Genomic DNA, 15101 nt, shown 5'->3' with positions numbered 1-15101 from the left:
TCCAAAATAATGACGAACCACAGGTGAATTGTGAGTCTCTTTCAAAATTTTCTTATTATCGTCTTACTCATTATTGGGGCAGGCTTTCTTTCTCTCACTGAAATTGCCTTAGCAGGCGCACGCAAAGTAAAACTTAAAATCCTCGCTGAATCGGGTGAAGAACGTGCACAGAAAGTCTTGGACCTTCAGGAAAATTCTGCCGATTTTTTTGCTGCCTCTCAAATTGGCCTGAATGCAATTGCAATTCTCGGTGGTATTTTAGGTGAAGCAGCTTTCCGCCCCTATTTTGTCAGTATCGTCCAAGGTTTTTATCAAGGTCCATGGGCTGAAACCATTGGCTTCAGCTTATCTTTCACCTTTGTCACCTCATTGTTTATTTTGTTCGCCGACTTGATGCCGAAACGCTTGGCCATGATTGCCCCCGAACGAATTGCCGTGAGCGTGATTAACCCCATCCAGGTGTTTATCAAAGTTTGTAAACCACTGGCTTGGTTTATCAATGCGATAGCCAACATCCTTTTCCGTTTGTTTAAGGTCAATACTACTCGCGAAGACAATATTACTTTCGATGATATCTCGGCAGTCATGGATGCTGGTGCACAGGCTGGTGTGTTACAGAAACAAGAACATCACTTTATCGAAAACGTTTTTGAACTAGAAGAACGTACAGTTCCTTCAAGCATGACCACACGTGAAAATGTTGTATTCTTTACATTAAAAGAGTCAGAGGCCAGTATTCGACAAAAATTGGCTGAATATCCCTATTCCAAATTTGTGGTATGTAACGAAACCATTGATCAGGTGATTGGCTATGTCGATGCCAAAGATATTTTGGTGAGAATTTTAAACAATCAGTCCCTGCTACAATTAAATGAAAGTACCATTCGTACTGTACTGACTATTCCTGACACCTTAACGTTGTCCGAATTACTGGACCGTTTTCGCTCTACCAAGGAAAAATTCGCGGTGGTGATTAACGAATATGCCCTCGTCGTCGGTGTCATTACCTTATCCGATATCATGATTACTGTGATGGGCGATTGGGTCGTTCAGATTGAAGAAGAACAGCAGATCATTAAACGAGATAGCAATTCTTGGCTGATTGATGGCAGTACACCAATTGAAGACCTCAAACATGCCCTCGAAATTGATGAAATGCCAGATGATGAAAACTATGAGACCCTGGCCGGTTTTATGATGTATCAGCTGCGTAAAATTCCCCGTCCGGCAGATACGGTCGTGTATAGCAACTATAAATTTGAAGTAGTCGATGTCGATCATTTCAAAATTGACCAACTCCTTGTCACTCGTCTATTTGATGAAAATCAACGCCTAATAGAGACTGATTCAGCCAATACCCAATGATCTATTCATCCAAAAGATAATCGCTAGAGATGATCTAAAGTAAAATTCTGGCAATGCTACTCAATAAAAAAAGAGCCCGAAGGCTCTTTTATGCAGTTTCATCCAGCAGTCTATCTAACATCATCTGATAATGAATAGTGATATCTTCCGCCAGAATTTTATAAGCATTGTCAAACTGAACCATCGGCCAGCCTTCTTTCCAGAAAGGGAAAATATCATGCAAATCATGCGTTACGATTGCATCTTCGCGACTAATCGCTTGAGCAATCTGCGACAAGACTTGTGCCGTTTCAGCCCCATCTACTGCAAGATAGTCAATTCCTTTAGCTTTTAAAATCCGGACCCGGTCTTTTTTATAACGGATCTTTTTAGCCTGTGCCTCATTTAAGCCCAAAGCTAAACACACAGCTTCAACAAAATTCTGCTCAAATGCCTGATGCAGCGCCACCAAAGCATTTTTGTGTGCCTCTTGACGCCCCTGCTTACCTCCTTCGCGAATCAGCTTATTGGGCTCTGCAGTTAAATCTACCTGCTTAAGTTGGTGAAGATGCTCTTGCACTGATAGCGATGACATAATGTTTCCACAGCAAATTTTAACTCACTCTATTGTGACACAGCCTTACAGAGAAAGCTTTGCTTATCTCTTCAAAGCACAACAGATACAAGCTTGAGTGAACGAAACGGATCACTAAAACTAAAAAATCCGAGAAAATTACAATACTAAGCAGCATTTAACACGAATTAACACTTACTTACCTGAAGCATCATGAACGAGGTCTCAACTCAGCTTATGATAATTACATGTTCAGGAACTCTTCTGAGCGAATGACATTTCTCCTTAACCGATCTGTGAAAGCAGATTCGTTGTTCTACGCAATGATCACCCCAATCATTGCGTATTTTTTTATCTAAAATTTATGTTTCTGTAAAGCGCGTTTATTACAAGTTATCAGGAAATATAAAAGCTCCCGAGGGAGCTTTATAAAGCAACTACTTTAAACCAGACCTTTTTGCTTCATCACTTGTAACATGGCCGATCCAATTTCAGCTGGACTACGAGTATAAGCAATTCCTGCTCTCTCAAAAGCGGCAAATTTTTCTTCTGCCGTGCCTTTTCCCCCAGAAATTATTGCACCCGCATGCCCCATGCGCTTGCCTTTAGGTGCTGTTACTCCCGCAATATACCCAACGACCGGCTTGGTCACTTCTGATTGGATAAACTCTGCAGCTTCTTCTTCCGCAGTTCCACCAATCTCACCGATCATGATGATGGCATCAGTGTCTGGATCATTTTGGAATAGTTTTAGCGCATCAATCTGGTTCATTCCCGGAATAGGATCTCCCCCAATACCAATACAAGTCGATTGCCCTAAACCCAATTTGGTCGTTTGTGAGACAGCTTCATAGGTTAGAGTACCCGAACGGGATATGATTCCAACTCGACCCGGCTGATGAATATGCCCTGGCATAATGCCAATTTTACATTCGCCCGGTGTAATCACGCCTGGACAGTTTGGTCCAACTAAACGTGTGCCATTGCCATTGGTTTCCAGATAACGCTTGGCCTTCAACATATCCAGGGTCGGTACACCCTCAGTAATCACCACGATCAGGCCAATACCTGCATCAACTGCTTCAACGATGGAATCCAGCACAAAAGGGGCAGGAACATAAATCACTGAAGCATCTGCAGCAGTTTCTCGAACAGCTTCTTTCATCGAGTTAAATACGGGTAATCCTAAATGTAAGTGATCACCTTTACCCGGAGTGACCCCGCCGACCACTTTGGTACCATAAGCGATAGCCTGTTCGGAATGGAAAGTCCCATTTTTTCCAGTGAAGCCTTGAACCAGAACCTTCGTGTCTTTATTAATGAGTACGCTCATGATTGATCTCCTTATGCCTTCACTGCTGCTACAACTTTTTCTGCTGCATCTGCTAAGCCTTGTGCAGAGATGAGCGTCAATCCAGATTCATCCAACAATTTAGCACCTAATTCAGCATTATTCCCTTCCAAACGTACCACCACAGGGATGGTCACATTCACTTCCTGTACGGCAGCAATAATAGCCTCAGCAATCATGTCACAACGGACAATACCACCAAAAATATTGATCAGCACCGCTTGTACTGAGTGGTCCGATAAAATGATCTTAAATGCCTCAATCACACGTTGTTTCGTCGCTCCCCCACCCACATCCAAAAAGTTTGCAGGTTGTCCACCATAAAGCTTGATAATGTCCATGGTCGCCATCGCCAAACCTGCACCATTAACCATACAACCAATATTACCTTCGAGTGCAACATAGTTCAGATCAAACTCTGATGCTTTAAGTTCTCGATCATTTTCTTGTGACTTATCACGCAACTCAACAATTTCTGGCAAACGATACAAGGCATTAGAGTCAATCCCGATTTTGGCGTCCACACATAAGATGTCACCATTTTCCCGGATCGAGAGTGGATTAATTTCGAACAGTGCAAAATCATTCTCAACAAAGGCTTGATAAGCACTGGTCATGACTTTAACAAACTGATTCACTTGCTTATCTTTTAAACCTAAGGAAAAGGCTAAATCCCGCGCCTGAAACGGCAACAAGCCCACTAAAGGATCGATGCTCACCTTTAAAATTTTTTCTGGCGTCTCTTCGGCGACTTTTTCGATCTCTACGCCACCTTCCGTAGAAACCATAAACGTAATACGACGTGTAGAACGGTCTACCACTGCACCAAGATAAAGTTCGCGCTCCACAGGATAGACATCTTCACAAATCAAGATGCTATTAACAGGCTGGCCATGAGCATCGGTTTGATAAGTCACCAAGCGGTTACCGATTAATGATTTTGCCACATCAAAGACTTCGTCTTTGGAACTTACAACTTTTACTCCACCTGCCTTACCACGTCCACCCGCATGGACCTGAGCTTTCACTACTGCAAATTTATGTCCCAATTGTTCATAAGCATGGACAGCTTCTTTCGGCGTATTGGCGATAATGCCTTGTTGCACTGGCATTCCATATTTTTTAAGCAGGGCTTTGGCCTGATATTCGTGCAGATTCATGAAGGTACCTTTTTTTTACTTGTCGCTTTGTTATGTAGTTACCAATACTTAAACATCCATCGTCTTGCATATTGGTATTTATTTAATAGCTTTATCGTTATTTTTAGAGGATTATTCAAACAATTACAACAACTCAAAATAAAAAAGAGCGGTATAAACCGCTCTTTTTTTTGAGTTTCTCTTACTTGCGCTTACGCTGGATCGCGTGAATCGCGCGGCCGTCTACTGCCAGTGCAGCTTCATGTACCACTTCAGAGTAAGTTGGGTGACCAAACGTCATCAACTGTAAGTCTTCAACACTTGATACAAACTCAAGTGCGATCATGCCTTGGTGTACGATGTCAGAAGCACCTGGGCCAATCACATGCATACCTAACAGACGGTCAGTTTTCGCATCAGCAACAAACTTCACAAAACCAGCCGCTTCATTCGCAGCAAGTGCACGACCATTCACAGCAAATGGGAATTGACCAGTTTTCACTTCGTGGCCTTTTTCTTTTGCTGCTTCTTCTGTCAAACCAACCCATGCTGCTTCAGGGTGAGTATAGATTACTGAAATGATGGTGTCGTAGTTGATTTGCGCAGCATGGCCATGCATACGTTCAGCCACCATCACGCCTTCTTCCATAGCTTTATGGGCAAGCATTGGACCACGAACCAAGTCACCGATCGCATATACACCTTCAACAGAAGTTGCACACCAATCATTTACTTCAACTAAACCACGTTCAGTCAATTTAATGCCTGAATCTTCAGCCAATAGACCTTCAGCATAGGCTTTACGCCCCACACAAACGATTAACTTGTCAAAAGTTTGTGCTTTGTCTTCACCACCTTGGGTATATTTAACTGTCACTTCACGACCGTTAATTTCCGTGCCAGAAACTTTCGCACCAACACGGATATCAAGACCTTGTTTAGTAAGCAGTTTTTGGAATTCTTTCGCAAGAGCTTTGTCTGCCATTGGCAAAAAAGCATCCATTGCTTCAAATACCACAACTTCTGCACCTAAACGACGCCATACTGAGCCCAATTCAAGACCAATCACACCTGCACCGATCACACCTAAACGCTTAGGTACTTCAGGGAATTCAAGCGCGCCAGTTGAATCAACAATCAGGTCTTGATCTACAGGAGCAACAGGGATGTTCACTGGCACAGAACCCGTTGCAAGAATCACGTATTTAGGTTCTAAAACTTGAACTTCACCTTCGAATGGCGTGAATTCAACTTTTTTGCCAGCAAGTAGTTTACCTGTACCTTGTAACCATTCAATGCCGTTACCTTTAAGTAACTGAGCAACACCACCAGTTAGGTTATCGACTACTTTGTCTTTACGAGCAAGAAGTTTCGCAAGGTCAAAGTTCACTTCACCCGTTGTAATACCATGATCAGCCAAGTGGTGAACGGTGTCTTCATAACGGTGAGAAGAATCAAGTAATGCTTTAGATGGGATACAACCCACGTTTAAGCAAGTACCGCCTAAAGATGGTTTGCCTTTATGAATACGTTTTTCAATACACGCAACTTTAAAGCCAAGCTGTGCAGCACGAATCGCTGCTTCATAACCACCTGGGCCACCGCCAATCACAACAAGATCAAATTGCTGAGACATTTTTATCTCCAAAGGCCAAGTTAGAGGATCACCCTAACTCGGCTTTAATATTTTATGGTCAGAAATTAAAGGTCAAGAATAAGTTTTGCTGGTTCTTCTAGCAATTCTTTGATCGTTACCAAGAAACCAACCGCTTCTTTACCATCGATTAGACGGTGGTCATAAGAAAGTGCTAGATACATCATTGGTAAGATTTCAACTTGACCATTCACTGCCATTGGACGCTCTTGGATCTTGTGCATACCCAAAATAGCCGTTTGTGGCGTGTTTAAAATTGGTGTAGATAACAATGAACCGAAAGTACCACCGTTGGTGATTGTGAACGTACCACCAGTCATGTCTTCAATGCCAAGTTTACCGTCACGTGCTTTGTAAGCGTAGTCACGAATGCCATTTTCAACTTCAGCGTAGTTCATACGGTCTGTATCACGTAATACAGGAACCACTAGACCACGGTCAGAAGAAACCGCTACACCGATGTCGTAGTAACCGTGATAAACGATGTCTTCGCCATCAATTGACGCATTTACAGCTGGGTAACGCTTAAGTGCTTCAGTCGCAGCTTTAACAAAGAAAGACATAAAGCCTAAACGAGCACCATGGCGTTTTTCAAATGCATCTTTGTATTGTGCACGCATTTCCATGATTGGCTTCATGTTTACTTCGTTAAACGTCGTTAACATTGCTGTTTCTTGAGTCGCAGCAAGTAGACGTTCAGCAACACGCTTACGAAGACGAGTCATTGGAACACGTTTTTCAACACGCTCACCGACTGCTACGCTTAAAGGCGCTACAGCAGCGGCAGCAGGTTTAGCTGCATGACTTACCACATCTTCTTTAGTGATACGACCACCACGGCCAGTGCCTTGTACGTCAGCTGGGTTAACACCAGATTCCGTTAATGCTTTGCGCACTGCAGGTGCTTGATCTTGAACTGGTTGAGCACGCTCAACAACAGGTGCATTACCCGCCTGAGTTTGTGCAGATGCAGATTCAACAGTCTCAGCGCTTTGCACTGCTTGAGTTTGAGCAGCGCCAGAAACAGCACCGGCTTCAAACTGAGCGATCACTTCGTCAGAAAGAACAGTATCGCCTTCAGCTTTGATGATTGCACTTAAAGTACCATCTGCAGGAGCAACAACTTCTAAAACCACTTTGTCAGTTTCGATGTCACAAATCACTTCGTCACGTGAAACTGGTTCACCCACTTTTTTATGCCATGTTGCAATCGTTCCGTCTGCAACAGACTCTGGGAATACCGGTGCTTTAATTTCGGTTGCCATTATTGAGAATCTCCTGATTGTTCAGCCACAATCGCAAGTGCATCATTGATAAGCTGAGCTTGTTGTTTTGCGTGCAAATAAGGTGAGCCACATGCAGGTGCAGCAGATGCTTCACGGCCTGCGTAGCTGATACGAATTTGTTTACCAGATTTTAATACATCTTCATACAAACGTGGAGCGATGAATAGCCATGCACCTTGGTTTTTCGGCTCTTCTTGTGTCCAAACAAGCTCTTTGACGTTCGGATAAGCAGCAAGGACTTCAGCCAAACGCTCTTCTGGGTACGGATAAAGCTGCTCAATACGCACAATCGCTGTATTGTTAAGCTCAAGTTCACGACGTTTTTCCAGCAAATCGTAGTAAACCTTACCACCACAAAGCACAAGACGGGTCACGTCTGCCTTGTTGATGTTATCGACTTCATCAATCACTGTCTGGAATGTACCAGTTGCAAGCTCATCAAGTGTAGAAGTTGCAAGCTTGTGACGAAGCAATGATTTCGGTGACATGATAATCATTGGCTTACGGATTGGACGAATCGCCTGACGACGTAATGCATGGAAAATCTGTGCTGGAGTCGTTGGTGTCATGACCTGCATGTTTTCTTCAGCACATAGCTGCAAGAAGCGCTCTAGACGTGCAGAAGAGTGTTCAGGACCTTGACCTTCAAAACCATGTGGTAGAAGCATAGTCAAACCACATACACGCTCCCATTTGGTTTCACCCGATGCGATGAACTGGTCAATCACCACTTGCGCACAGTTTGCGAAGTCACCAAATTGCGCTTCCCAAATGATCAAACCGTGTGGAATCGTCGTCGCATAACCATATTCAAATGCCAAGACCGCCATTTCTGACAACAATGAGTCATAAATTGCAGTACGTGGCTGGTTTTCTTTGATATGGCAAAGCGGGATGTAGGTTGAACCATCGACTTGGTTATGCAATTTCGCATGACGGTGTGAGAAAGTACCACGACCAACGTCCTCACCAGTCAAACGCACGAGGTAACCTTCATCTAACAGCGATGCATAAGCAAGCGTTTCTGCCGCACCCCAGTTTAAAGGCATTTCACCGGTTTGCATTTTCAAGCGATCGTCAATCACTTTCGCTACTTGGCGCTGCATCACAAAGCCTTCTGGAAGCTCGCGCATTTTTTTGCCGAGTTCAATTAAACGATCTTTGCTGAAAGTCGTATCCCAAACGTCTGTATATTCATGACCCAAATATGGTGTCCAGTCTACAAACATTTTGGTGTTCGGTTCTAATACCAATGCATTGGCAACGTGTTTACCCGCTTCAAGATCGGCACGGTAGTTTTCCACCATTTGATCCGCATCTTCGCGTGATAATACTTTTTCTTGCACCAATTGATCAGCATAAAGCGTACGAGTCGTCGCTTTCTTGTTAATCACTTGATACATCATTGGCTGAGTTGCAGATGGCTCATCTGCTTCGTTGTGACCACGACGACGGTAGCAGATCAAGTCAAGGACAACATCTTTACGGAATTCTTGACGGAAGTCATGCGCCAATTGAGTTGCAAAAATTACGGCTTCAGGATCATCACCATTCACATGGAAGATAGGTGCCTGAATCATTTTCGCAATGTCAGTACAATATTCTGTAGAACGTGAATCACGTGGATCAGAAGTCGTGAAGCCCACTTGGTTATTCACAACGATATGCACTGTACCGCCCACGGTATAACCACGGGTTTGTGACATTTGGAAAGTTTCTTGGTTCACACCCTGACCTGCAAATGCAGCGTCACCATGCACAATGATTGGCAATACATCGTCACCGCCGATATCTTTACGACGAACCTGACGCGCACGTACCGAACCTTCAACTACTGGTCCTACGATTTCTAAGTGTGATGGGTTAAATGCAAGCGCCAAGTGTACTTCACCACCTGGAGTCATGACATTTGAAGAGAAACCTTGGTGGTATTTAACGTCACCTGAACCTTTCTTATGAAGTGATTTGCCTTCAAATTCACCAAAAAGATCGGCTGGGTTTTTACCCATAATGTTCACAAGAAGGTTCAAACGGCCGCGGTGAGGCATACCGATCACAACTTCTTTACAACCGACAGCACCCGCACGCTGAATGATTTCATTCACCATTGGAATGAAAGATTCGCCACCTTCCACACCGAAGCGTTTAGCACCAACGTATTTGTTACCCAGATATTTTTCTAAACCTTCAGCAGCAGTTAAACGCTCAAGGAAATGCTTTTTCTGTTCTGCCGTAAAGGTAAACTTACCACGTGCACTTTCAAGGCGTTGCTGAATCCAGCGCTTTTCTTTACTGTCCACGATATGCATATATTCAGCACCGATCGAAGAACAGTAGATCGCCTCCATGGCTTCAACCATTTCACCAAGCGTTGCTTCTGCCTTACCGATTGCAAGGTTACCCGTATTGAATACAGTATCTAGGTCAGATTTAGTTAAACCGTGAGAGGCCAAATCAAGATCAGGTACATCTTCACGCTTCATTAAACCTAATGGATCCAATTTAGCTTTTTGGTGACCACGGTTACGGTATGCAGCAATCAGTTGCAACACACCGATTTGACGACGCTCATGCTCAGAACTTACTGTACCTTGGACAACTGCTTGCACACGATTTGAATTGCGACCAAGCAAAAGGAACTGTTCACGTACATTGCTGTGTGGCTGATCACCTTTTGGGAATTTATCGAAATATTGGCGCCAATCCTCACCGACAGAGGTTGGAGAAGTCAGATACTGCTCGTAAAGCTCTTCAATATACGCTGCACTATCAGCGGAAAGTTCAGTGTCAAGACGCAATGCGTCAGCAACTTCTTGCATTTGTGGACCCATTTCCTATTGCAAAAACATTACAGGTCGCCTGTTTGGCAAACCCATGATTGATAATGCCAAATTGGTAACATGGCATTAATACCCATCCGGCGCTCAGACCATGGGGGCGTTATAACAACACCGAGAAATTCTCGGTGTCTACAATGAATCATAACGCCCTCATTGGCATCATCACTCACTTAATCTACTCGACAATCATCGAGCAATTTTTTGCAAATCGTCTTAGAAAAACTAATTCAGGTTTAGCTTTTCTAAAGCGACTTATGACATTTTCAACCACCGTTTTTCCCAGATAAATCATGAAAAATTTATACGGTAAGACTTCCACTTTTTATAAGTACAGTGGTCTTTTAAATCGTAACATGATCTCATTCATGCATAGATTTTTTTAAAATATACCTCATATAAAACAAGAAAATACTAGTTGCATAGTATATAGAATATGGTGCTTGATTTAAATCCTAGATTCAATGTAGACCAAAGTCCTATTTATTAAAATGCAAATAAACAAAAAGAGCGCACATCAAAGATGTACGCCCTTTGGTCAGTAAAATTAACCTGCTTGGTCGAGCAACATGCTACGGATATGACCGATTGCTTTTGTTGGATTCAGACCTTTAGGACATACTGATACACAGTTCATGATACCTTTACAGCGGAACAGGCTAAATGGGTCGTCAAGACGAGCCAAACGCTCTGCTGTAGCAGAATCACGAGAGTCAATAATGAAACGGTATGCATTCAACAATGCTGAAGGACCCAAGAATTTATCAGGGTTCCACCAGAATGATGGGCATGAAGTTGAACAACATGCGCAAAGAATACATTCGTACAAACCATCCAAGTGCTCACGCTCTGCTTGAGACTGTAAACGCTCTTTTGCTGGCGCTGGCTGGTTGTTAATCAAGAATGGCTGAATTTTATGATATTGATCATAGAACTGATTCATATCAACAACCAAATCCTTAATCACTGGTAAACCAGGAAGCGGACGGATCACAATTTTCTCAGGCAAATCATTCAGGTTTTGCAAACATGCCAAACCATTTTTACCGTTGATGTTCACACCGTCAGAACCACAAATACCTTCACGGCATGAACGGCGGAATGTCAAAGTTTCATCTTGAACTTTCAACTCAAGTAACGCATCAAGCAACATACGATGCTTGTCTGTTAACTCAAGTTTAAATGTTTGCATGTACGGTGCTTTATCCTTATCAGGATCATAGCGGTAGATTTCAAAGGTACGAGTGCCTCTACTCATCTTAATTCTCCCGATTAGAATGTACGTGGTTTAGGTGGAATAGTGTCCACTGTCAACGGCTTCATGCGTACTGGCTTGTACTCAAGATGGTTGTCAGATGAATACCATAAAGTATGCTTCATCCACTCATCATCACGACGACCGTAAGAATAAGTTGGGTGATCTGCTGGCAATTCATAATCTACAACAGTGTGCGCACCACGACATTCTTTACGTGCAGCAGCAGAAATAAGCGTTGCTTTTGCCACTTCGTACAAGTTTTCAACTTCTAACGCTTCGATACGCGCCGTGTTAAAGACTTTAGATTTGTCTTTCAATGCAATGTTGCGAACACGTGGCTCAAGTGCAAGAATTTCTTTCACACCCTTTTCAAGCAACGCTGCAGTACGGAATACACCTGCGTGATCTTGAACGATATCACGGATAGCATCAGCAACTTCCTGAGCATTTTCACCGTTTTCGTTTTCTTCAAGACGACGGATACGTGCAAGCGATTGCTCAAGTACGTCATTTGGAAGAGGTGCGTAATCATCACCGTGATGTTTAGTCACGTAATCCACAATGTGCTCACCCGCTGCTTTACCAAATACCACAAGGTCAAGCAATGAGTTAGTACCTAAACGGTTTGCACCGTGTACAGACACACATGAACACTCACCAATCGCATAGAAACCTTTTACAGGTTGGGTGTAGTTGTCAGTACCAGGAACTGGGGTAACAACCTGACCATGCATATTGGTTGGAATACCGCCCATTTGATAATGGATGGTTGGTACTACAGGAATTGGCTCTTTAGTACAATCTACGTTCGCGAATTTCTTACCAATCTCAAATACAGATGGAAGACGTTTCATGATCGTATCAGCACCCAAGTGCGTCAAATCAAGCAAGATGTAATCTTTGTTTGGACCACAACCACGGCCTTCTTTGATCTCTTGGTCCATAGAACGTGATACGAAGTCACGTGGTGCCAAGTCTTTCAAAGTTGGTGCATAGCGTTCCATGAACGGTTCGCCAGAAGCGTTACGAAGGATACCACCTTCACCACGACAACCTTCTGTCAACAGTACACCCGCGCCCGCAACACCCGTTGGGTGGAATTGCCAGAACTCCATATCCTGCAATGGAATACCTGCACGAGCAGCCATACCAAGACCATCACCAGTGTTGATATAAGCATTGGTAGAAGCACGGTAAACACGACCAGCACCACCAGTAGCGAATAAGGTCGCTTTAGCCTGGAATACAGCAATGTTACCAGTTTCTTGGTCGATTGCAGTCACACCAAGCACATCACCTTCTTCGTTACGGATCAAGTCAAGTGCGATCCATTCCACGAAGAATTGTGTACCCATTTTCACGTTGCTTTGATAAAGCGTGTGAAGCAATGCATGACCGGTACGGTCAGCTGCTGCACATGCACGTGGAACAGCTTTTTCACCGTAGTTTGCAGAGTGACCACCAAACGGACGCTGGTAAATTGTACCGTCTGCGTTACGGTCGAATGGCATACCCAAGTGTTCAAGCTCATAAACAACTTTTGGTGCTTCACGACACATGAATTCAATTGCATCCTGGTCACCTAACCAGTCAGAACCTTTAACCGTGTCATAGAAGTGATAGTGCCAGTTATCTTCTTGCATGTTACCAAGAGATGCACCAATACCACCTTGCGCCGCAACTGTATGAGAACGAGTTGGGAATACCTTGGTCAGTACAGCAACTTTCAAACCAGCTTGAGCAAGTTGGTAAGAAGCACGCATACCTGAACCACCACCACCAACGATGACTGCATCGAAAGTAAGGGTTTGAATATTTGAATAATCTTCTTTAGGGGTTATCGCGCCCATGATATTTTCCTATCAATTCGCCCAAAAAATCTGGATTGCCCAGATCGCATATGCAAATACAGCAATAATGACTGCTGAAGTCAGCACAAGGCGTAAACCTGAAGCTGAAGGACCCATTTGACGAGTAGTCACGTAGTCAGTGAATACTTGCCACATACCGATCCAAGCGTGTGCAACAAGCGATAAGACAGCCAACAAAGATAAAACTTTCATTGGCAAAGTCATCATAAAGCCAGACCATTGCTCGTAGTTAAATCCGCCATTGAACAGGATCCAACCAAACACGACAACAGTATAAACAGCTAACACTACAGCACTGACACGTTGGATAAACCAATCGCGAGAACCTGAACCCGTTAAACCTGTAGCACTTTTCATTAGAGTACAATCCATACAAATGCTGCAACAATACCGATTGCAGACAAGATCAATGAAATAGTAGCTGCAAGACGGCCACTTTCTAACTCTTCAGCAACGCCAAGATCAGCAAGTAAATGCTTGATACCAGCAATGAAGTGATAGATTAAGCCGGCTACAAATACCCATACGATAAAGCGAACAACGAAACCATTGAAGATTTCTTGAACTTGAGCAAAACCTTCTGGTGAAGACAAAGATTTGTCTAACAACCACAAAAGTACCGGTACGAGTAAAAATACGATGACACCTGAAAGACGGTGTAGAATTGATGCAATAGCCACAGGGGATTTTAAGTTTACGTCTAAAACTTGACCCATGGACAAATTGACAGGTCTGTTGCTTTTCACAGCGGGCATCCTGTAAGTAAAAACTCCATCCGGAGTTTGTTGGAATTAATTCGAAGGAACGCTGGCATTGTCAGGCAAGCAAATGCCTAAACTTAAACGACATCGAATTATAAAACGCGGATTATTAAAATACAAACTATCGAATTTGGCTTTTGCTCAAAAAAATATGCAAATGAGAATTATTCTTATGGTATTTGTTTTTTTTAACACATAAAACCGATATAAAAATCACATTAAGCAATTAATTTTAAAAAGATAATTTTAATTTTTTATAATATTTTTCAGTATTATTAATTTTTTCACTTTTTTAGACTAAAGATCAACGCTTTCAGTCAGCCTTTTATCTAGAGGCTTGTTATTCGTGCAGTTTTCAGTTTGATGTTTTATAAGGTCAATTTATAGATCACTACATATATACTCCTGCACGCAAGGACAGTTTCAATCTATGAATACGGATACCACCTCAAACAAATAATGCTTTATTAAATATCCGAATGCCTCATATTGAGTTTCTCTAAAAGTAGAGATAGATGACTCACCCAAATACCACACAACTATTTAGATTATAAATAACCAGTATTCACCAAAGCTATTTGGTTGTGATTTTCATATGCAGAAAGAATGACTTAGATTGTGATTAACATCAGATCAACTTGTTATTTTTTCGACAAATCCGTGATTTTCTGCCACTTAAAACACATTAAATTGATTGTTTTTTACTCCATCAGCCTATTTTTTAGTGCTATTTTTTATACAAACAAACCCATTAAATCATCCGACTAATTCTTTTTAAATATGAACAAATTTACATCAGTTTTTTAACAAAAATAGCGATAAGTTATGAAATTTATAAAAATTAAATTTACATCAGGATAAATTAGGTTTTAACCACAAGAGTTTTTTAAACTAAAAACTTGCTTACAATAACAGCAGACAAGATTTTTTTTTACTGCACCTTGCCAATAATTTGACTTATGATACTGTGTCGGTGCTGCGATTTTTCTCAGACTTTCCTTAACCGGTTTATTGACTAAGCTCCTG

General features: G+C 42.5%; 10 protein-coding genes and 1 pseudogene. 1 reads left to right on the top strand and 10 read right to left on the bottom strand.

Annotation, left to right across the window (positions count from 1 at the left end; genetic code table 11):
- Positions 1 to 30: 30 nt before the first annotated feature.
- Complete coding sequence (locus tag PGW99_RS03510) at positions 31 to 1365, top strand: hemolysin family protein (RefSeq protein WP_273778728.1); 1335 nt, start codon at positions 31 to 33, stop codon at positions 1363 to 1365.
- Between the two features lie 88 nt (positions 1366 to 1453).
- Here the strand turns inward: PGW99_RS03510 and PGW99_RS03505 are convergent.
- The 10 genes and pseudogenes from PGW99_RS03505 to sdhC form a co-directional block, all read right to left on the bottom strand.
- Positions 1454 to 1873, bottom strand: a pseudogene (locus PGW99_RS03505) (hypothetical protein); the annotation flags it as partial.
- 487 nt (positions 1874 to 2360) lie between these two features.
- Positions 2361 to 3251 (bottom strand): succinate--CoA ligase subunit alpha, encoded by an 891-nt coding sequence (sucD, locus tag PGW99_RS03500; protein ID WP_273778726.1) that lies wholly within the window; start codon positions 3249 to 3251, stop codon positions 2361 to 2363.
- Between the two features lie 11 nt (positions 3252 to 3262).
- Positions 3263 to 4429, bottom strand: a complete 1167-nt coding sequence (gene sucC, locus PGW99_RS03495; RefSeq protein ID WP_273778725.1) for an ADP-forming succinate--CoA ligase subunit beta — start codon at positions 4427 to 4429, stop codon at positions 3263 to 3265.
- 181 nt (positions 4430 to 4610) lie between these two features.
- Positions 4611 to 6044, bottom strand: coding sequence for a dihydrolipoyl dehydrogenase (gene lpdA / locus PGW99_RS03490; protein WP_273778724.1), 1434 nt, complete (start codon positions 6042 to 6044; stop codon positions 4611 to 4613).
- A gap of 65 nt (positions 6045 to 6109) precedes the next feature.
- Entirely contained in the window at positions 6110 to 7327 is a 1218-nt protein-coding gene (gene odhB, locus PGW99_RS03485) for a 2-oxoglutarate dehydrogenase complex dihydrolipoyllysine-residue succinyltransferase (RefSeq protein ID WP_273778723.1), read from the bottom strand.
- Complete coding sequence (locus PGW99_RS03480; RefSeq protein WP_273778722.1) at positions 7327 to 10167, bottom strand: 2-oxoglutarate dehydrogenase E1 component; 2841 nt, start codon at positions 10165 to 10167, stop codon at positions 7327 to 7329. The genes odhB and PGW99_RS03480 overlap by 1 nt, the downstream gene beginning before the upstream one ends.
- A gap of 565 nt (positions 10168 to 10732) precedes the next feature.
- Complete coding sequence (locus PGW99_RS03475) at positions 10733 to 11443, bottom strand: succinate dehydrogenase iron-sulfur subunit (protein WP_273778721.1); 711 nt, start codon at positions 11441 to 11443, stop codon at positions 10733 to 10735.
- A gap of 14 nt (positions 11444 to 11457) precedes the next feature.
- Positions 11458 to 13293 carry a succinate dehydrogenase flavoprotein subunit gene (gene sdhA, locus PGW99_RS03470; protein WP_273778720.1) on the bottom strand — a complete coding sequence of 612 codons (1836 nt, stop codon included), beginning with the start codon at positions 13291 to 13293 and terminating at the stop codon, positions 11458 to 11460.
- Between the two features lie 12 nt (positions 13294 to 13305).
- Entirely contained in the window at positions 13306 to 13671 is a 366-nt protein-coding gene (sdhD, locus tag PGW99_RS03465) for a succinate dehydrogenase, hydrophobic membrane anchor protein (protein WP_273778718.1), read from the bottom strand.
- The gene (sdhC, locus tag PGW99_RS03460) at positions 13671 to 14069 is read right to left on the bottom strand and encodes a succinate dehydrogenase, cytochrome b556 subunit (protein ID WP_273778717.1); all 399 of its coding nucleotides are present in this window, start codon (positions 14067 to 14069) and stop codon (positions 13671 to 13673) included. The genes sdhD and sdhC overlap by 1 nt, the downstream gene beginning before the upstream one ends.
- Between the last annotated feature and the right edge of the window lie 1032 nt (positions 14070 to 15101).

Origin of the sequence: Acinetobacter sp. GSS19, assembly GCF_028621895.1 — a bacterium.
Classification (GTDB): Bacteria; Pseudomonadota; Gammaproteobacteria; order Pseudomonadales; family Moraxellaceae; genus Acinetobacter.
Note: the sequence above shows the minus strand (reverse complement) of the source record. Positions and strands in the feature narration are given on the sequence as shown.